Raw genomic sequence first — 17,124 nt, 5'->3', positions numbered from 1 at the left:
AGTGCCGCCCCGGTTTCGCGCACGGCACCCGGTCGGCATCACGGCAGTGCGACCGTCCGCCGCTGCTCAGCCGATGCGAGCAGCACGAGCAGGATCGTGACCGGACCCGGGACAGGGATGATCACCTGCGGCTTGGGGTGAGCGCGGCTTGATGACCCATGTCATCCTGTCCCGCTTCCATGCGGCGGGGAAGCGGCCGTCGCGGGCGGCGGGCAGGCCGATTTCCGGGGAGTACGCCTGGTAGACGGTGATCTTGGATTCCGAGTGGGCCGCACGGATCCTGCGTTGCGGTTCTTCCATGGCGTACCGCGTGGAGTCGGCCGGTTCAGGCGGCCACTGATTTTCGACTGCCGTTCGCTACCCGTCGGGCACGACGCCCCCGAGGTCATCTCGTAGGGGGTGCGCTCCCCGCGGTGGCCGGTGGTCGGCGACCCCAGGGCGGGTTGGACGGGCACGGAATCGCCTGGAACCCTCGCGCGTTGAGGACAGTGGACGTGGGATGCCGGTGGTGTGTGAGCCGAGTGGCCCGAGTGACCGAGCCGACAGATATTGGAGGGGCCGAAATGGCGGCGCAGACGCAGAGGGCCGTGCTGGCCGGCGGATGCTTCTGGGGGATGGAGGAGCTGATCCGCCGACTCCCGGGCGTGACGGCGACCCGGGTCGGATACACGGGGGGTGACGTGCCGAACGCGACGTACCGTAACCACGGCTCTCACGCGGAGGCCATTGAGATCCTTTTCGACCCCGCGAAGACCGACTTCCGCACGATCCTGGAGTTCTTCTTCCAGATCCACGACCCGAGCACCAAGAACCGCCAGGGCAACGACATCGGCCTCAGCTACCGCTCGGCGATCTACTACGTGGATGACGAGCAGAAGCGGATCGCCGAAGAGACGATCGCGGATGTGGACGCCTCCGGACTCTGGCCCGGCAAGGTCGTCACCGAGGTGGAGCCGGTCGGCCCGTTCTGGGAGGCCGAGCCCGAGCACCAGGACTACCTGCAGCGTTACCCGGACGGCTACACCTGCCACTTCCCGCGCCCGGGATGGCGGCTGCCCGCCCGCGCGGAGGGCTGACCGCGAGGCGGCCCGGGCGGAAGGCGGAGGCCGGCCGGGGCTCCGCCGACGGCCTCCCGTCTTCGCCGGCCCCCGTGCGTCTCAGCGCGGGAGCGTCGCCGGGCTCCCCCCGTTCGCCTCGTAGCCGGCCACGGCCAGCGCCCGGTAGACCGCGAACTCCGCGGCCGGGTCGGGGGAGAGGGTCCAGGGGAGGGCGCCGACATGGCCGTCGACGTGTATCAGCTGGTTCATGGCCTCCGCCCAGCGCTCGGCGCGGACCAGGAAGAAGACCAGCAGGTGCCGGACGTGTGCCGACATCGGGTCGTCGGGGCGGGCCGAGTGGACGGCGTGCAGCGCGCCGTGCATCGCCTTGGTCACGACCTCGCTCTGGTAGAAGCCGGCCACCAGGTTCACGTCCGGCAAATGCTCGAAGACCGCGAACAACGGCAACGCGGCGAGCAGGGAGCCCTCGGGGGCGCGGGCCGCGGCCGCCTCGGCGAACGCGTACGCCAGCTCGCGCGAGCCGTGCCACTTCTCGCACCAGTAGTGCAGGGCCGCCAGGTGTGCGCCCATGTGGGCCGGGGCGCGGTCCAGGATCTTCAGCCAGAGCTGCTCGAACTCCGGCTGGGAATAGGCAAGGCCGCGGGCCACCGACAGTTCGATGATGTACGGAATCGGGTCACCGGGGGCGAGCAGCGCCGCCTCGCCGCACGCCGCCTTCGCCTCCTCCATGATGATCCGGAAGTCGTCCGTGCCCGGCGTCGACGTCCGCCACGCCTGTTGCACCAGGAACTCGGCGTGGACCGCCGCACCGCCCGCGTCCTTGGGCGCCTCGGCCCGCCACACCCGCAGCCACTGCCCGCCCGGTGTCTCGCTGACGCCGCCCGGCCGCTGCTGCAGCTCCAGCGCGGCGGCGCCCGCGAAGGCCTGCACGCGCTGCCAGCGCACCTCGCCCTCCGCCTCGGTGCCGGCCAGCAGCTGCGCGGCCGCGTGGTGGTCCTGGGTGCGCTGCACCAGGTCCAGGACGTCCAGCAGGTCCTGGTCGGGGCCGGGCATGCGGACGTCCAGCTCCTGCTGCGGGGCGAATCCGTAGTTCGCGGGGTCGGCCGCGTCCGGATGGCCCGGCGGCACCTGCTCGATCCGGCCGCGCCTGCGGAAGAGGAACGGACTCAGCACGAAGCCCAGCATGACCAGCGCCATCAGGACCCAGAGAATCTCCATGCCTCAAGCGAACCAGACCACGCCGACAATTGGCCAACCTGGTCGGAGCGCCTGTGGAAAACCATCGTGCGCGCACCCGGCCCCCGAGCGCACTACGCTCGGTGCCCATGAGTGACAGGCACATCAGTCAGCACTTCGAGACCCTCGCGATCCACGCGGGCAACACCGCCGATCCCCTCACCGGCGCGGTCGTCCCGCCGATCTACCAGGTCTCGACCTACAAGCAGGACGGCGTCGGCGGCCTGCGCGGCGGCTACGAGTACAGCCGCAGCGCCAACCCGACCAGGACGGCCCTGGAGGAGAACCTCGCCGCTCTGGAGGGCGGCCGCCGGGGCCTCGCGTTCGCGTCCGGACTGGCGGCCGAGGACTGCCTGTTGCGTACGCTGCTCAACCCCGGCGACCACGTGGTCATCCCCAACGACGCGTACGGCGGCACGTTCCGTCTCTTCGCCAAGGTCGTCGCCCGCTGGGGCGTGGAGTGGTCGGTCGCCGACACCAGCGACCCCGCCGCCGTACGGGCCGCGATCACCGCGAAGACCAAGGTCGTGTGGGTGGAGACGCCCTCCAACCCGCTGCTCGGCATCACCGACATCGCCGCCGTCGCCCAGATCGCCCGGGACGCGGGAGCGAAGCTCGTCGTCGACAACACCTTCGCCACGCCGTACCTGCAGCAGCCGCTGTCGCTCGGCGCGGATGTCGTGGTGCACTCCCTGACCAAGTACATGGGCGGCCACTCCGACGTGGTCGGCGGTGCGCTGATCGTCGGTGACCCGGACCTGGGCGACGAGCTGGCCTTCCACCAGAACGCGATGGGCGCGGTCGCCGGGCCCTTCGACTCCTGGCTGGTGCTGCGCGGCACGAAGACGCTGTCGGTGCGCATGGACCGGCACAGCGAGAACGCCACCAGGATCGCCGAGATGCTGACCCGGCACGCGCGCGTGACGCGCGTTCTGTACCCGGGACTGCCGGAGCACCCCGGTCACGAGGTCGCGGCCAAGCAGATGAGGGCGTTCGGCGGCATGATCTCCTTCCAGGTCGAGGGCGGCGAGGAGGCGGCGGTCGGGGTCTGCAACCGCGCCAAGGTCTTCACGCTCGGGGAGTCCCTGGGCGGCGTCGAGTCCCTGATCGAGCACCCGGGGCGGATGACGCACGCGTCCGCCGCGGGCTCGGCCCTGGAGGTTCCCGCCGACCTCGTACGCCTCTCGGTGGGCATCGAGAACGTCGACGACCTCCTCGAGGATCTGCAGCAGGCTCTGGGCTAGCACAACCGCTGGTCAGAGCCTCACCAGTCGGTCAGGGGTGGAGTCGTCTCCGACGGCGGTTCCACCCACGGCTGGACGGCCAGCGCCCACACGACGAGCGCCACCGTCGCTGCGAGCAGCAGCAGCCACAGCAGGCGGCGGGCGGCTCTCCTGCGGTGCAGCATGCGGGCACCGCGGCGCACGACGTCCGTGTAGAGGTCGGGCGGCACCTGGGGTGGCGTCCGCTCCATGATCCGCCGTACGGCGGCCTCGCGTTCGGGCCTGTTCACGGCCGCCTCCCCTCGTCCGAGGGGCGTACCCGCGGTCGTACGTCTGCGGCACCACCGGTACTCCTCATGACGGTGCCACCTCCGCCCCGGCGATCGCGGTCGCAGGGCCTCGCGGCGGATGCAGGACGGTGGCGGTCGCGCGGTCGCAGATCGCGTGGACGCGCTCTTTGGGCAGCCCGAGCAGGGCCGCCACCTGCTCCTCTCCGACACCCTCGTACATCCGCAGGACCAGGATGAGGCGTTCCTGCGGGCTGAGATGGGCCAGGGTGTTGTCGGAATGCCGACGGCCACGGCCGAGCCCGCCGTAGTGGTGCCACGCGCCGTGCGCGAAGCGGGTCGCCAGGTACCTGCGGGTGCGGTCGTACGGGTCCTCGCCGCGCAGCCGGTCCCAGGACGCGTAGGTGTGGGCGAGGGACAGCGTCAGCAGGCGCCGCGCGCGCGGGTTGTCGTCCGGGGGCTCCGCGGTGAGCAGTGTGGCCGCATGCAGCAGCCGCCCCGCCGCACCGCCGACGAAGGCTTCGAACTCACGGGCCCGGCGGGCGTCCTGGGCCGCATGCCGTTGTCCCATCGCGCCTCCCCCCTGAGGGCGATCCCGAGGTGAGCGGTCCCTGCCGCGTACGGGATACGGAACCGCGTACGACAGGACCCGATCTCATATGAGGCCAGCGGCGGCCTCTTGGTCAAGAGCCGCGCACCGGCAAGATTCACCCGTCCCACGTGGAGCCGGCACGGCTCACGCGGGTGCTCAGGACGGCGACGGTGCGTCCGCCCCGGGCAGCCCCTGCGCCGCCATGCGCGCGGAGAGCGCGACATTGAAGCGCGTGAGGAGCGTGCAGAACGCCTCGCGCTCCTCCGGCGCCCAGTCGTGCGTCAGCTCGGCCATCAACTGACGCCGCGACGAGCGCACTTCCTCGAGGCGCGACAGCCCGCGCGGGGACAGCTGGAGCACCACCGCGCGTCCGTCCTCGGGGTGCGAGGTGCGCTTGACCAGACCGGTGTCGACGAGCGGAGCCACCTGCCGGGTGACGGTCGACGAGTCGATCCCCATACTCGCGGCGAGCGCCTTGACGCCCATCGGGCCTTCGTTGTCCAGACGGTTGAGCAGCAGGTAAGCGGCGCGGTCCATGGAGTTGCGCACCTGACCTACCCCGCCGAGCCGGGTCTGTTCGGCACGGCGGGCGAACACCGCCACCTCGTGCTGCAGGGTGTCGAGGAGACCGGTGTCACCGAAGGTCGTCATGTCCATCGACATTTCAGGTGTTGTGGGCATGGCCGGGGGCTCACTTCATGAAGAGTGCTGGGATGGGGGACAGGTTACGCGGCCGGGAGGGTGGCCGTACCGACGCTGCGCAAACCAGTCTCGGAGGTTGGTCACAACGGCACTCCGCGCCTGTGAACTGCGATGCTTGAGTCATGAGCAACAACACGGCTGACTCCTTGCGACCCGTCACCCTCGACGACGTGCGCGGCGCCCAGAAGATGCTCACGGGTGTCGCGCGGGTGACCGCCATGGAGGGCAGCAGGCGGCTGTCGCAGCTGGTGGGCGCGCCGGTGCACTTCAAGTGCGAGAACCTGCAGCGCACGGGATCGTTCAAGCTGCGTGGCGCATACGTCCGTATAGCCGGTCTGCTGCCCGAGGAGCGGGCCGCCGGTGTCGTCGCCGCGAGCGCCGGCAACCACGCGCAGGGCGTGGCGCTGGCGTCCTCGCTGCTCGGCGTCCGGTCCACGGTGTTCATGCCGAAGGGCGCACCGTTGCCGAAGATCAGCGCGACGCGGGACTACGGCGCGGAGGTGCGCCTGCACGGACAGGTGGTCGACGAGACGCTGGCCGCCGCGCAGGAGTATGCGGCGGAGACGGGCGCGGTGTTCATCCACCCCTTCGACCACCCCGACATCATCGCGGGGCAGGGCACGGTCGGTCTGGAGATCCTCGATCAGTGCCCGGAGGTGCGCACGATCGTGCTCGGCATCGGCGGGGGCGGGCTCGCGGCCGGTGTCGCGATCGCGGTGAAGTCGCTTCGGCCGGACGTGCGGATCGTCGGTGTGCAGGCGGCGGGCGCGGCGGCGTATCCGCCCTCGCTGGCGGCCGGGCGTCCGGTGGTGATCGAGAACCCGGTGACGATGGCCGACGGTATGAAGGTCGGGCGGCCGGGCGACGTGCCGTTCGCGATTGTCGGCGACCTCGTGGACGAGGTGCGCACGGTGACGGAGGACGAGCTGTCCGCCGCGCTGCTGCTGTGCCTTGAGCGGGCCAAGCTGGTCGTCGAACCGGCCGGGGCGAGCCCGGTCGCGGCGCTGCTGAGCGACCCCGGTGCATTCGAGGGCCCGGTCGTCGCGTTGCTGTCCGGCGGCAACGTCGATCCGGTGCTGCTGCAGCGCGTCCTGCGGCACGGCATGGCGGCGCAGGGCCGCTACCTGGCGGTTCGCGTGCGGCTGACGGACCGGCCGGGCGCCCTTGCTGCGTTGCTCGGGGTGTTGTCAGTGGTGGACGCTAACGTCCTCGATGTGAGCCACGTACGAACCGACCCACGGCTCGGGCTCGCGGAGGCGGAGGTCGAGCTGCACCTGGAGACGAAGGGGCCGGCACACTGCGCCGAGGTCGGCCAGGCCCTGCGTGAGGCGGGCTACACGGTCATCGGCTGAGGCGGCGGAAAGCGCCGCAGCGCCGAAAGCCGCAGGTCAGACCCCTTCGTCGCCCGATGGAGTTAATTCCATTGAGGGTCGCGATACATCGCGTTATGGTGTGTCTCGTGCCATCGGTCCATGAAGCAAGGCACAAAACCCAATGTTGTGTACGGATCACCGACGACGTGGAGAACTCACATGCCAGGCGCCATCTATGCCGAAGGCCTGGTGAAGACCTTCGGTGACGTAAGGGCTCTGGACGGCGTCGACCTGGACGTCCCGGAGGGCACGGTCCTGGGCCTGCTCGGGCCGAACGGCGCGGGCAAGACCACCACGGTCCGTTGTCTGACGACCCTTCTGCGCCCCGACCGGGGGCGGGCGGTGGTCGCCGGCCTCGACGTGCTCAAGCACCCCAACGAAGTGCGGCGTTCGATCGGCCTGTCCGGCCAGTTCGCCGCGGTCGACGAGTATCTGACCGGTCGTGAGAACCTGCAGATGGTCGGCCGGCTCTACCAGATGAAGACGAAGGCCGCGAAGATCCGGGCCGCCGAGCTGCTCGACCAGTTCGACCTCGCGGACGCGGCCGACCGCCCCGCCAAGACCTACTCCGGAGGCATGCGCCGCCGCCTCGACCTGGCCGCCGCACTGGTCGTCTCGCCGCCCGTGATGTTCATGGACGAGCCGACGACCGGCCTCGACCCGCGCAACCGCCAGCTGCTGTGGGAGGTCATCAAGCAGCTCGTCTCCGGCGGTACGACGCTCCTGCTCACGACCCAGTACCTCGAAGAGGCCGACCACCTCGCGCACGACATCGCGGTGGTCGACCACGGCCATGTGATCGCCCGCGGCACCTCCGACCAGCTCAAGGCCCGCACCGGCGGCGAGCGCGTCGAGGTCGTGGTGCACGAGCGCGAGCGCATGGCGGACGCCGAGGAGGTGCTGCGCGGCTTCGGCAAGGGCGACACCACCGTCGAGGAGCACACCCGCCGGCTCACCGTGCCGGTCACCGGCGGCGCGAAGCTGCTCGCGGAGGTCATTCGTGAGCTCGACACCCGTGGCATCGAGATAGACGACATCGGCCTGCGCCGTCCCACCCTCGACGACGTCTTCCTGTCGCTGACGGGACATGTGGCCGAGGCGAAGAACGAGGAGAACGGCAAGGAGGCCGTGAAGTGAGTGCCGTCACCGACACCGCGCCGGTAGCGGCGCCCACTCATCCCCTGGGGCAGTCCGTGCGCGACTCATTGGTCGTCGCCCAACGCAACCTGATCCGGATGTCCCGGATCCCCGAAATGGTGATCTTCGGGCTGATCCAGCCCATCATGTTCGTGGTGCTGTTCAGCTATGTCTTCGGCGGCTCCATGCAGATCGGCGGCAGCACGAGCTCCACGGACTACAAGAACTTCCTGATGGCGGGCATCTTCGCGCAGACCGTCACGTTCGCCACCGCCGGTGCGGGCGCTGGGATCGCCGACGACATGCACAAGGGGCTCATCGACCGGTTCCGCTCCCTGCCGATGGCGCGCGGTGCGGTACTCACCGGGCGCACGCTCGCCGACCTGGTGCAGACGGCGCTGACACTGCTCGTCCTCGCCGTGGTCGCGCTGCTGGTCGGCTGGCGCGTCGGCTCGAACGGCGACACCGATGCCGGCCGGGTTCTCGCCGCCTTCGGTCTGCTGCTCCTGCTCGGCTATGCGTTCACCTGGATCGGCGCCCTCATCGGCCTGTCCGTGCGCACACCCGAGGCCGCCACGTCCGGCGGGCTGATCTGGCTGTTCCCGGTGACGTTCATCTCGAACGCGTTCGTGGACACCAGCCATATGACGCCCTGGCTGCGCCACATCGCCGAGTGGAACCCCTTCAGCGCCACGGTCCAGGCCTGCCGCGTGCTCTTCGCCAACCCCGGACAGTCCGCGTCCGACGCCTGGCCCATGCAGCACCCGGTGTGGGCATCGCTGATCTACTCCATCCTGATCACCGTCATATTCAGGACGCTCGCGGTGCGGAAGTACCGCTCGGCCACCGCGTGACGACGCCGGCATGACGAGGCCCCCGGCGTCACCAGGACGCCGGGGGCTCGCCGAAGAAGTGTCTGCGGGGTTCAGCCCTGGTACGGCTCGGCCTTGAGGATCGTCACGGAGGCCTTCTTGCCGTTCGGCAGCTCGTACTCCGCGTCCTCGCCGACCTTGTGGCCGATCACGCCGGAACCCAGCGGGGACTGCGGGGAGTAGGTCTCGATGTCGGCGCTGGCGTACTCGCGCGAGGCGAGCAGGAACGTCAGGGTGTCGTCCACGTCACCGTCGAAGGCGATCGTCACGACCATGCCGGGCGCCACCGCACCGTCCGCCGAGGCCGGAGCTTCGCCGACCTGCGCGTTCTCCAGGAGCTGGGTCAGCTGGCGCACCCGGAGCTCCTGCTTGCCCTGCTCCTCCTTGGCCGCGTGGTACCCGCCGTTCTCGCGCAGGTCGCCCTCCTCGCGCGCGGCCGCGATCTTGGCGGCGATCTCCGTGCGCGCAGGACCAGTAAGGTACTCAAGCTCATCCTTGAGCTTGTTGTACGCCTCCTGGGTCAGCCAGGTGACGTTCTCGCTGGTCTGGGTCACAGGTGCTCCTCGTCGGTACTGGGAATACAAAGCATCGCCCTACCCAGAAGCATGTTCCTCCATGGATGGGCGAAACCACGAGCCTAACAATTCAGCGGCCGAAGGGGGAGGACATAAGCCTCCAGATTTACGTCAACGCAGGTCAGGGCCTATGTATTCCGGATGCTGCGGAGGGTGCCGAGGCCGTCAGTCGGCATGACAGCCGAGCAGCTCGGCCGTCGTGCCCCGCGCCGTCGTACGGAGCGTGACGACCTTGTCGATGCGCGTGGCCGACCCGGAGAAGGTGAAGTTCGCCCAGCCCACCTCCGAGCCGTCCGCGGCCTGCGAGCGCAGCGTGCAGTAGCCGCTGACGCCGGCATCCTTGTGGACCTCCAGATGCACCTCGACCGCGCGATCCGAAGCCTGGAAGGTGATCACCTCGGCGCTGATCTTGCTCTGGCCGACGTAGTGGTAGGCGAAATAGCCGATCAGCGCGAGCAGGGCCACGCCCACCGCGACTCCGGCGACCTTGAGCCTGCGGTCGGCGCGCTCGTCCGAGGCGCGGCCGTAACGGCCCTCGGGCAGTCGCGTACTCGCCGCACTCATGATCGTCCTCTCGGCCCCCGGAATTATTCGCCCCCCGATTCGGTCACTATAGAAGCCGCCGATTGCGCCTCTGCACACCGGGCGCCGACTTACCGAGGATTGAGTCTTGACTGACCAGCTGCGACTGATGGCCGTCCACGCGCACCCCGACGACGAGTCGAGCAAGGGCGCGGCCACCATGGCGATGTACGTGTCCGAGGGGGTGGACGTGCTGGTCGTGACCTGCACGGGCGGGGAGCGCGGCTCCATCCTCAATCCGAAGCTGCAGGGCGACAAGTACATCGAGGAGCACATCCACGAGGTACGCAAGAAGGAGATGGACGAGGCACGCGAGATCCTCGGCGTCGGCCAGGAGTGGCTCGGCTTCGTCGACTCCGGCCTGCCCGAGGGCGACCCGCTGCCGCCGCTGCCCGAGGGCTGCTTCGCCCTCGAGGACGTCGACAAGGCGGCCGGCGAGCTGGTGCGGAAGATCCGCTCGTTCCGTCCGCAGGTGATCACCACGTACGACGAGAACGGCGGCTACCCGCACCCCGACCACATCATGACCCACAAGATCTCGATGGTGGCGTTCGAGGGCGCGGCGGACACCGAGAAGTACCCGGAGGCGGAGTTCGGCCCCGCGTACCAGCCGCTGAAGCTGTACTACAACCAGGGCTTCAACCGCCCCCGCACCGAGGCGCTGCACAACGCGATGCTCGACCGCGGCCTGGAGTCGCCGTACGGGGAGTGGCTCGAGCGCTGGAAGGAGTTCCAGCGCAAGGAGCGCACGCTCACCACGCACATCCCGTGCGCCGACTTCTTCGAGATCCGCGACAAGGCGCTGATCGCGCACGCCACGCAGATCGACCCCGACGGCGGCTGGTTCCGCGTCCCGATGGAGCTCCAGAAGGAGGTCTGGCCGACGGAGGAGTACGAGCTCGCGAAGTCCCTCGTCGATACCTCCCTCCCCGAGGACGACCTCTTTGCGGGCATCCGCGACAATGCCTGACATGAGCGCAAGCGTGAGCCTGGCAATGACGCACCTCGTCCCCCTCGCCAAGGAGGTGGACGAGAACAAGGTCACTCCCGGCGTCCTCGGCTTCATCGTCTTCGCGGTGATGGCGGTGGCGGTGTGGGGCCTGATGAAGTCGATGAACCGGCACATGGGGAAGGTCGACTTCAAGGAGACCCCGGATCCCGAGGCGGAGGCCTCCGACAAGAAGACCTCCGGCAAGTTCAAGCCGCAGCAGGGCTAGAGCAAGGGCTGGAGCATGTCCGGCGGGGTCACTGCCTCGCCGGTGCCGCCACTCCCATCACCTCCCGGGCGTGCCGGTCCGGTGTCATCCCCAGGCGCCATGCCTGCCAGCCCGCCTCGAGGTTCACGCCCCGCTCCAGCAGCAGCTGGTAGGCCTCCACGTAGTCGGTCAGCTTCTCGTCCCGCAGGGGGTGGCGGGAGCGGGCCAGCCGGGTCAGTTCCTCCTGGGCGACCGCCGTGCCGACCTCGACGCCGCCGGGAGCGGCGTACGGGAGGAGGGTGCAGCGCAGGAAGCGGGCCCAGTCCTCGCCCCGCCGGTCCTCGTACGACGTGAACAGCCCGGCCGCCTCGTCGCACAGCGCCAGCGCCTGCTGCGTACGGGCGTTGCCCGCCTCGACGACGGCCAGTTCCAGGCAGGTCCAGGCCTCGCCGTGGGCGACGCCGATGCGCTGGAAGTCGGCGCGGGCGTCCACCAGGAGCTGCCGGGCGAAGCCCGAGTTGCGCAGCGAGCCCGTCTGGGCCGCCCGCTGGTCCCTGGTCGCGCGGGCCGAGTGATGGCGGGCGCAGGCCAGACCGTAGACGTCGCGCATACGGGAGAAGAGGGTGCGTGAGCGTTCGAGTTCTCTGACCGCTTGGTCCAGATTGCCGGCCTCCTCCAGGGCCTGGCCCAGGTAGTAGACCGTCCAGGCCCCTCCGCGCGCGTCCTCGTTGTCGCGGTGCCGGGCGGCGGCCTGGCGCAGTCCCTCTATCGCCGGGGACGGGTCGCCGGCGACGAGACGGGCGCGGGCCAGCTGGGTGAGGGCCCAGGCCTCGCCGCGGGCGTCGCGGGTACGGCCGTACAGGTCGAGGGCCGTCCGCAGATCCGCCTCCGCGCGGGGCACGTCGCCCATGCGCAGCCCCAGCTGGCCGAGCTGGAAGTGTGCCCACGCCTCGCCGTGCACCGAGCCGCCCTCGCGGTGCAGCACCAGCGAACGGGTGAGCAGGTCGAGGGCTTCGGCCACCCGCCCCCGGTCCCGCTGCACGGCCGCCAGCGCGTGCATCGTCCAGGCACGGTCGGTCGACAGCTCCGGAGCCGCCTGGATGTCGAGGGCCTCGCGGAGCTTGGCCGCCGCCTCGGTGAGGTGGCCCTGGTGGTGCAGGGTGATGCCGAGCGAGCACAGGGCGCGGGCCGCGCCCGCGTCGTGGTGGGCCTGCAGATAGAGGTCGACCACCGAGGTCAGGGTGGTGCGGGCCTTGTCCAGCTCGCCGAGCTGCCGGGCCGCGATGCCTGTGCGCCACTGCACCGAGCGGATCAGCAGGCCCTGGTCGACGGCCTGCGCCAGCTCGCTGATCTCGCCGAGGCGATAGAGGTCGCCGCGCAGCAGGCAGTAGTCGCACAGGGCGCCGAGCAGGTTCAGTACGGCCGCCTGGTTGACGCCCTCCGCGTGCCTGAGCGTCGCCGTGATGAAGCTCGACTCGTCGTCCAGCCAGCGCAGCGCCTCGTCGAGGGAGGTGAAGCCGTGCGGGCTGAAGCGGTCCGAGCGGGTCGACATGTTGCCGTCCACCAGGCGCAGCACCGAGTCCGCGAGCTCGGCGTAGCTCACGATCAGCCGTTCCTGCGCGGCCGTGCGCTCGGCCGGTTCCTCCTCGTCGAGGAGGCGGGCCTGGGCGAAGGCACGGACGACGTCGTGCAGGCGGTAGCGGCTGCCGCGTACATGGTCGATCAGGCCCGCGCGGGAGAGCTCGACGAGGTGACGGGTCGCCTCGGAGCGGTCCGTGGCGAGCAGCGCGGCGGCCGCGGCGGCGCCGAGCGAGGCGCGCCCTGCGAGGGCCAGCCGGCGCAGCAGCCGCCGCCCGGCGTCCGTCTGGTCGGTGTACAGCAGCCACAGCGCGCGCTCGACCGGTTCGACGGGGCCGTACGCGCCCAGGTCGGAGGCCAGGCCACGCGGCGAGCGCGGGCCCAGGGACGAGCCCGCGATGCGCAGCGCCAGCGGCAGCCCGCCGCACAGCTGCCGGATCCGGTCGGTGGACTCGGCGTCGTACGGTCCCGAACTGTTCCGTGCCGCAGAGTTCAGCAGTTCCTCCGCGCCTGCCGCGTCGAGGCTCTCCACCGGCAGGTGGTGCACCCAGGCCGGCAGGTCTGCGGGCAGGGCGAGGGGTTCGCGCGCGGTGACCAGAACGAGGCTCTCGGAGCGCTCCGGGACGAGTGTGCGGACCTGCTCCGGGTCGGAGGCGTCGTCGAGGATCACGGTGACGGGCAGGCCGGTCAGATGCTGGTGGTACAGCTCGCTCAGCCGTTTGACCTGCTGGTCGGGTGAGGAGCGCTCGCGGAACAGAAGTTGTTCGCGGGGTGCGCCGAGACGGTTCAGCAGGTGCAGCAGGGCGTCGCGGGTGGGCAGCGGCGGCTCCTCCGGGCTGTCGCCGCGCAGGTCGACCACGCATGCGCCGCGGAACTGGTCCCGCAGGTCGTGGGCGGCGCGCACCGCGAGCGTCGTACGACCGCTGCCGGGCGCCCCGTGCAGCACGACCACCGTCGGCCGTGTCTCGGTGCTCGCGCGGGCCGCCTGCACCCACTGCCGGATCCGCGCCATCTCCTGCCGGCGTCCCGCGAACGGGCCGACGGGCTCGGGGAGTTGACCGAACGACTGATCGAGGACGTTTCGCCCGCGGGCGGCCGCGCTCTTGTCCGCGCCGCGCAGCTGCGGGCCGCTCTTCTTCGGCCCGGTCGACGCGATGATCACACGCTGCTGATCCAGGAACGGGCGGATACCCCGCACCTCCAGAGCCGTCAGCCACTGCAGCCGCAGCTGTTCCGGTCCGCCCGGCTGGCCCGCGGCACCGGCACGGTGGTGCGCCGCGGGCAGATGGGACCCCGCCACCTTGACGACGGTCGCCGCCGCGCTCACCACACCCACGGTCACGCCCGCGCCCAACGCGGTCCCCGTGCTCGTGCCGAGAGCCAGGTCGGCGACGGCGGCCGCGACCGCGCCGACCCCCGCCACCAGCAGGGGAGTCCCCCCGCCCTCGCGGGCGTACCGCTGCCCGAACGTCAGCTGTCCGGCCTCCGCCTCGTCCAGGGCGCGTGTGTAGGCCTCGTACTCCTCCACGGCGGTCTCCGCCATCGCCTCGAGCGCGCCGCGCGCCCGCGCCATCAGTACCTGTCCGTCGGTACGGCCGCCCGAGCGCCGCACCTCTTCCTCGACGGCCCGGCCCAACAGCCGCTCGGCCTCCGCCCGATGGCTGTCCCGCATGTCACGTCCCCCTCCGGCAGCAACGGCGTTCTTGGTCAAGTGTGCTGCGGACGGCGCATTGGTGCGAGGGGGCGGGCGGCCTCCGATCACCTTGCGGAATCCGCGAATTGGTGTAGAGGGCGGCCGTGGCTATCGTGATCGCAGAGACGAGAGGGAAGGAAAGACGGGGGACATGAGCACGGTGAACGGTGGGCCGACGGACCCGTCACAGGGTCCTTACCAGCCGCAGCAGCCTTACCAGCCGCAGTCGCCCTACCCGCCCCAACAGCCCCAGCCCTAACAGCCCCGCTGGGCCTGGTGGGTCGCCGGAATCGTCATCCCGGTCGTGAGCATCCTTGTCACGGTCCTGGTGAGTCGGCCGGGCGGCTCGTCGGCCGACACGAGCGCGGGGTCGGCGCCCACTTCCGCGCAGTCGTCCGGGGCGAAGGGGTCCACCGGCGAGGCACAGCCCGCCGCGTCCCCCAAGCAGAGCGCCCAGACGGACAAGGTGCTGTACGGGCCGGCCGGCCTGGAGGCCGACACGACCGACATCGGCTCGTACATCGAGCTGGACACGGCCAAACCGGTCGTGGCGCACGGTGTCGTCAAGGGCGCGGACATCATTTTCTCGTCGTCGTTCGACGGCCCCAACCTGTTCGTGCCGCAATGGCACGTACACCGCGAACGTGAAGCGAGGCGACCGCTTCTGCCTGCTGACCGACCAAGGCCGCGTCGCCTACCTGAAGGTCCTCGTCGCGCCGAACGGCGGGGCGCGGGAACCTCGACGTCACCGTCCGGGAGACGCCTGACGCGTGAGCTGCGGGGTACTGCGGCAGGATGGACACCATGCCGAACCGACTGGCGCACGAGACGTCCCCGTACCTCCTCCAGCACGCCGACAACCCCGTCGACTGGTGGCCGTGGTCTGCCGAGGCCTTCGAGGAGGCGCACAAGAGCGGGAAACCCGTGCTGCTGAGTGTCGGGTACAGCAGCTGTCACTGGTGTCACGTCATGGCTCACGAGTCGTTCGAGGATCAGCGGACCGCCGATTACCTCAACGACCACTTCGTCAACATCAAGGTGGACCGCGAAGAGCGCCCCGACGTGGACGCCGTCTACATGGAGGCCGTGCAGGCGGCGACCGGGCAGGGCGGATGGCCCATGACCGTGTTCCTGACGCCGGACGCCGAGCCGTTCTACTTCGGTACGTACTTCCCGCCCGCCCCGCGGCACGGCATGCCCTCCTTCCGGCAGGTGCTCGAAGGTGTCCACCAGGCCTGGACCGGGCGGCGGGACGAGGTCGCCGAGGTGGCCGGGAAGATCGTGCGGGACCTGGCCGGGCGGGAGATCTCCTTCGGCGGCACCCAGGCGCCCGGCGAGCAGGAGCTCGCGCAGGCGCTGCTCGGCCTGACCCGGGAGTACGACCCGCAGCGCGGCGGATTCGGAGCGGCGCCGAAGTTCCCGCCGTCCATGGTCGTGGAGTTCCTGCTGCGGCACCACGCGCGGACCGGGGCCGAGGGTGCGCTGCAGATGGCCCGGGACACGTGCGAGCGGATGGCCCGGGGCGGGATCTACGACCAGCTCGGCGGCGGGTTCGCCCGGTACTCCGTCGACCGTGACTGGGTCGTGCCCCACTTCGAGAAGATGCTCTACGACAACGCCCTGCTCTGCCGCGTCTACGCCCATCTCTGGCGTTCCACGGGGTCCGAGCTCGCCCGGCGGGTCGCGCTCGAGACCGCCGACTTCATGGTGCGTGAACTCCGCACCGGCGAGGGCGGGTTCGCCTCCGCGCTCGACGCCGACAGCGACGACGGGAGCGGGCGCCACGTCGAGGGCGCGTACTACGCCTGGACGCCCCGGCAGCTCGCCGACGTCCTCGGCGAGGAGGACGCCCGCCTAGCCGCCCGGTACTTCGGCGTCACCGAGGACGGCACGTTCGAACACGGCTCCTCCGTGCTTCAACTCCCGCAGCAGGACGAGGTGTTCGACGCGGGCAAGGTCGCGGACGTCCGCCGCAGGCTCCTCGAGGCCCGTTCCGCCCGTCCCACCCCCGGCCGGGACGACAAGGTCGTCGCCGCCTGGAACGGCCTCGCCATCGCCGCCCTGGCCGAGACCGGCGCCTACTTCGACCGCCCCGACCTGGTCGAGGCCGCGCTCGAGGCCGCCGATCTCCTCGTCCGGCTGCACCTCGACGACCAGGCCAGGCTCGCCCGCACCAGCAAGGACGGGCAAGTCGGCGCCAACGCGGGCGTGCTGGAGGACTACGCGGACGTGGCGGAGGGGTTCCTCGCGCTGGCGTCCGTCACCGGGGAAGGGGTGTGGCTCGAATTCGCCGGGTTCCTTCTCGATCACGTCCTCGCCCGTTTCGCCGACCCCGAGTCGGGCGCGCTGTACGACACCGCGGCGGACGCGGAGAAGCTGATCCGCCGGCCGCAGGATCCGACCGACAATGCGGCACCGTCCGGCTGGACCGCCGCCGCGGGCGCCCTGCTGGGCTATGCGGCCCAGACGGGCTCCGAGCCCCATCGCACCGCCGCCGAGCGGGCGTTGGGGGTGGTGAAGGCGCTGGGGCCGCGCGTGCCGCGGTTCATCGGCTGGGGGCTCGCCGTCGCGGAGGCTCTCCTCGACGGCCCGCGCGAGGTCGCCGTGGTCGGGCCGGCCCTGGACGATCCCGCCACAAAGTCCCTGCACCGTACGGCACTTCTGGGCACGGCTCCCGGTGCGGTCGTGGCGTACGGCACTCCTGAGAGTGACGAGTTCCCGCTGCTCGCCGATCGTTCTCTGCTGCAGGGTGAACCGACCGCGTACGTCTGCCGTAACTTCACTTGCGACGCCCCGACCACGGATCCGGACCGGTTGCGCACTGCGCTGATCAGCTGAAACGACAGATGCGCAACCCTCCCAAACGAGACCAGCGGTCGGATTGTTCACTCTGAAGACTCATTGTGATGAAACACGCTCTTCACTGAATGAGCCTGCGCACTTCACAGAACGCCCATAAGATCTCCGCCATGACGCAACGGCTGTGACGCACCGTTGCGACAGGGGGCTTTGGGGATCTG

The 17,124-nt window shown here is 70.5% G+C and carries 17 protein-coding genes and 1 pseudogene; 9 read left to right on the top strand and 9 right to left on the bottom strand.

Annotated elements, in window-relative coordinates; genetic code table 11:
• Positions 1 to 144: 144 nt before the first annotated feature.
• Positions 145 to 300: pseudogene (locus ABZO29_RS17450) on the bottom strand (DUF4291 family protein); the annotation flags it as partial.
• Between the two features lie 263 nt (positions 301 to 563).
• Here ABZO29_RS17450 and msrA point away from each other — a divergent pair.
• The gene (gene msrA, locus ABZO29_RS17445; protein ID WP_367321121.1) at positions 564 to 1,076 is read left to right on the top strand and encodes a peptide-methionine (S)-S-oxide reductase MsrA; all 513 of its coding nucleotides are present in this window, start codon (positions 564 to 566) and stop codon (positions 1,074 to 1,076) included.
• 81 nt (positions 1,077 to 1,157) lie between these two features.
• Here msrA and ABZO29_RS17440 read toward each other — a convergent pair whose 3' ends face one another.
• Positions 1,158 to 2,276, bottom strand: a complete 1,119-nt coding sequence (locus ABZO29_RS17440; RefSeq protein ID WP_367321120.1) for a hypothetical protein — start codon at positions 2,274 to 2,276, stop codon at positions 1,158 to 1,160.
• A gap of 107 nt (positions 2,277 to 2,383) precedes the next feature.
• Here ABZO29_RS17440 and ABZO29_RS17435 point away from each other — a divergent pair, with 107 nt between their 5' ends.
• Positions 2,384 to 3,538: a cystathionine gamma-synthase gene (locus tag ABZO29_RS17435; protein ID WP_367321119.1), complete on the top strand. Its 1,155-nt coding sequence runs from the start codon at positions 2,384 to 2,386 to the stop codon at positions 3,536 to 3,538.
• A 20-nt stretch (positions 3,539 to 3,558) separates the two neighbouring features.
• On the opposite strand, the gene ABZO29_RS17430 is transcribed toward ABZO29_RS17435, so the two are convergent.
• The 3 genes from ABZO29_RS17430 to ABZO29_RS17420 form a co-directional block, all read right to left on the bottom strand.
• Positions 3,559 to 3,807: a hypothetical protein gene (locus tag ABZO29_RS17430; protein WP_367321118.1), complete on the bottom strand. Its 249-nt coding sequence runs from the start codon at positions 3,805 to 3,807 to the stop codon at positions 3,559 to 3,561.
• A 64-nt stretch (positions 3,808 to 3,871) separates the two neighbouring features.
• The gene (locus ABZO29_RS17425; protein WP_367321117.1) at positions 3,872 to 4,375 is read right to left on the bottom strand and encodes a sigma factor-like helix-turn-helix DNA-binding protein; all 504 of its coding nucleotides are present in this window, start codon (positions 4,373 to 4,375) and stop codon (positions 3,872 to 3,874) included.
• A 177-nt stretch (positions 4,376 to 4,552) separates the two neighbouring features.
• Positions 4,553 to 5,059, bottom strand: a complete 507-nt coding sequence (locus ABZO29_RS17420; RefSeq protein WP_367326164.1) for a MarR family winged helix-turn-helix transcriptional regulator — start codon at positions 5,057 to 5,059, stop codon at positions 4,553 to 4,555.
• A gap of 161 nt (positions 5,060 to 5,220) precedes the next feature.
• Between ABZO29_RS17420 and ilvA the strand changes: the two genes are divergently transcribed.
• From ilvA to ABZO29_RS17405, 3 genes are all read left to right on the top strand, one after another.
• The gene (gene ilvA, locus ABZO29_RS17415) at positions 5,221 to 6,450 is read left to right on the top strand and encodes a threonine ammonia-lyase (RefSeq protein WP_367321116.1); all 1,230 of its coding nucleotides are present in this window, start codon (positions 5,221 to 5,223) and stop codon (positions 6,448 to 6,450) included.
• A 180-nt stretch (positions 6,451 to 6,630) separates the two neighbouring features.
• Complete coding sequence (locus ABZO29_RS17410) at positions 6,631 to 7,608, top strand: ATP-binding cassette domain-containing protein (protein ID WP_367321115.1); 978 nt, start codon at positions 6,631 to 6,633, stop codon at positions 7,606 to 7,608.
• Positions 7,605 to 8,462: an ABC transporter permease gene (locus ABZO29_RS17405; protein ID WP_367321114.1), complete on the top strand. Its 858-nt coding sequence runs from the start codon at positions 7,605 to 7,607 to the stop codon at positions 8,460 to 8,462. The genes ABZO29_RS17410 and ABZO29_RS17405 overlap by 4 nt, the downstream gene beginning before the upstream one ends.
• A gap of 71 nt (positions 8,463 to 8,533) precedes the next feature.
• On the opposite strand, the gene greA is transcribed toward ABZO29_RS17405, so the two are convergent.
• Positions 8,534 to 9,034 carry a transcription elongation factor GreA gene (greA, locus tag ABZO29_RS17400; protein ID WP_367321113.1) on the bottom strand — a complete coding sequence of 167 codons (501 nt, stop codon included), beginning with the start codon at positions 9,032 to 9,034 and terminating at the stop codon, positions 8,534 to 8,536.
• A 186-nt stretch (positions 9,035 to 9,220) separates the two neighbouring features.
• Positions 9,221 to 9,619 carry a DUF4307 domain-containing protein gene (locus tag ABZO29_RS17395; protein WP_367321112.1) on the bottom strand — a complete coding sequence of 133 codons (399 nt, stop codon included), beginning with the start codon at positions 9,617 to 9,619 and terminating at the stop codon, positions 9,221 to 9,223.
• A gap of 106 nt (positions 9,620 to 9,725) precedes the next feature.
• Between ABZO29_RS17395 and mca the strand changes: the two genes are divergently transcribed.
• Positions 9,726 to 10,607 (top strand): mycothiol conjugate amidase Mca, encoded by an 882-nt coding sequence (gene mca, locus ABZO29_RS17390; RefSeq protein ID WP_367321111.1) that lies wholly within the window; start codon positions 9,726 to 9,728, stop codon positions 10,605 to 10,607.
• Positions 10,600 to 10,854, top strand: a complete 255-nt coding sequence (locus tag ABZO29_RS17385) for a hypothetical protein (protein ID WP_367321110.1) — start codon at positions 10,600 to 10,602, stop codon at positions 10,852 to 10,854. The genes mca and ABZO29_RS17385 overlap by 8 nt, the downstream gene beginning before the upstream one ends.
• 28 nt (positions 10,855 to 10,882) lie before the next feature.
• Here ABZO29_RS17385 and ABZO29_RS17380 read toward each other — a convergent pair whose 3' ends face one another.
• Positions 10,883 to 14,083, bottom strand: a complete 3,201-nt coding sequence (locus ABZO29_RS17380) for a tetratricopeptide repeat protein (protein WP_367321109.1) — start codon at positions 14,081 to 14,083, stop codon at positions 10,883 to 10,885.
• A 276-nt stretch (positions 14,084 to 14,359) separates the two neighbouring features.
• On the bottom strand, positions 14,360 to 14,638 hold the full coding sequence (locus ABZO29_RS17375; RefSeq protein ID WP_367321108.1) for a hypothetical protein: 279 nt from the start codon (positions 14,636 to 14,638) through the stop codon (positions 14,360 to 14,362).
• 110 nt (positions 14,639 to 14,748) lie between these two features.
• On the opposite strand from ABZO29_RS17375, the gene ABZO29_RS17370 reads away from it, so the two are divergent.
• Both ABZO29_RS17370 and ABZO29_RS17365 read left to right on the top strand, forming a co-directional pair.
• Positions 14,749 to 14,871, top strand: coding sequence for a hypothetical protein (locus tag ABZO29_RS17370; RefSeq protein ID WP_367321107.1), 123 nt, complete (start codon positions 14,749 to 14,751; stop codon positions 14,869 to 14,871).
• 37 nt (positions 14,872 to 14,908) lie between these two features.
• Complete coding sequence (locus ABZO29_RS17365; RefSeq protein WP_367321106.1) at positions 14,909 to 16,942, top strand: thioredoxin domain-containing protein; 2,034 nt, start codon at positions 14,909 to 14,911, stop codon at positions 16,940 to 16,942.
• Positions 16,943 to 17,124 lie beyond the last annotated feature (182 nt).

The sequence above is a fragment of the Streptomyces sp. HUAS ZL42 genome, from assembly GCF_040782645.1.
GTDB lineage: Bacteria > Actinomycetota > Actinomycetes > Streptomycetales > Streptomycetaceae > Streptomyces.
This window is presented reverse-complemented; position numbering and strand designations above follow the sequence as displayed.

What these genes read in the sequence shown, in the direction of transcription:
- ABZO29_RS17385 (WP_367321110.1), top strand. Translation starts at nt 10,600, where the DNA reads ATGCCTGACATGAGCGCAAGCGTGAGCCTGGCAATGACGCACCTCGTC.
- msrA (WP_367321121.1), top strand. Translation starts at nt 564, where the DNA reads ATGGCGGCGCAGACGCAGAGGGCCGTGCTGGCCGGCGGATGCTTCTGG.
- ABZO29_RS17425 (WP_367321117.1), bottom strand. Translation starts at nt 4,375, where the DNA reads ATGGGACAACGGCATGCGGCCCAGGACGCCCGCCGGGCCCGTGAGTTC.
- ABZO29_RS17435 (WP_367321119.1), top strand. Translation starts at nt 2,384, where the DNA reads ATGAGTGACAGGCACATCAGTCAGCACTTCGAGACCCTCGCGATCCAC.
- ABZO29_RS17440 (WP_367321120.1), bottom strand. Translation starts at nt 2,276, where the DNA reads ATGGAGATTCTCTGGGTCCTGATGGCGCTGGTCATGCTGGGCTTCGTG.
- ABZO29_RS17380 (WP_367321109.1), bottom strand. Translation starts at nt 14,083, where the DNA reads ATGCGGGACAGCCATCGGGCGGAGGCCGAGCGGCTGTTGGGCCGGGCC.
- ABZO29_RS17410 (WP_367321115.1), top strand. Translation starts at nt 6,631, where the DNA reads ATGCCAGGCGCCATCTATGCCGAAGGCCTGGTGAAGACCTTCGGTGAC.
- ABZO29_RS17420 (WP_367326164.1), bottom strand. Translation starts at nt 5,059, where the DNA reads ATGTCGATGGACATGACGACCTTCGGTGACACCGGTCTCCTCGACACC.
- ilvA (WP_367321116.1), top strand. Translation starts at nt 5,221, where the DNA reads ATGAGCAACAACACGGCTGACTCCTTGCGACCCGTCACCCTCGACGAC.
- ABZO29_RS17395 (WP_367321112.1), bottom strand. Translation starts at nt 9,619, where the DNA reads ATGAGTGCGGCGAGTACGCGACTGCCCGAGGGCCGTTACGGCCGCGCC.
- ABZO29_RS17365 (WP_367321106.1), top strand. Translation starts at nt 14,909, where the DNA reads ATGCCGAACCGACTGGCGCACGAGACGTCCCCGTACCTCCTCCAGCAC.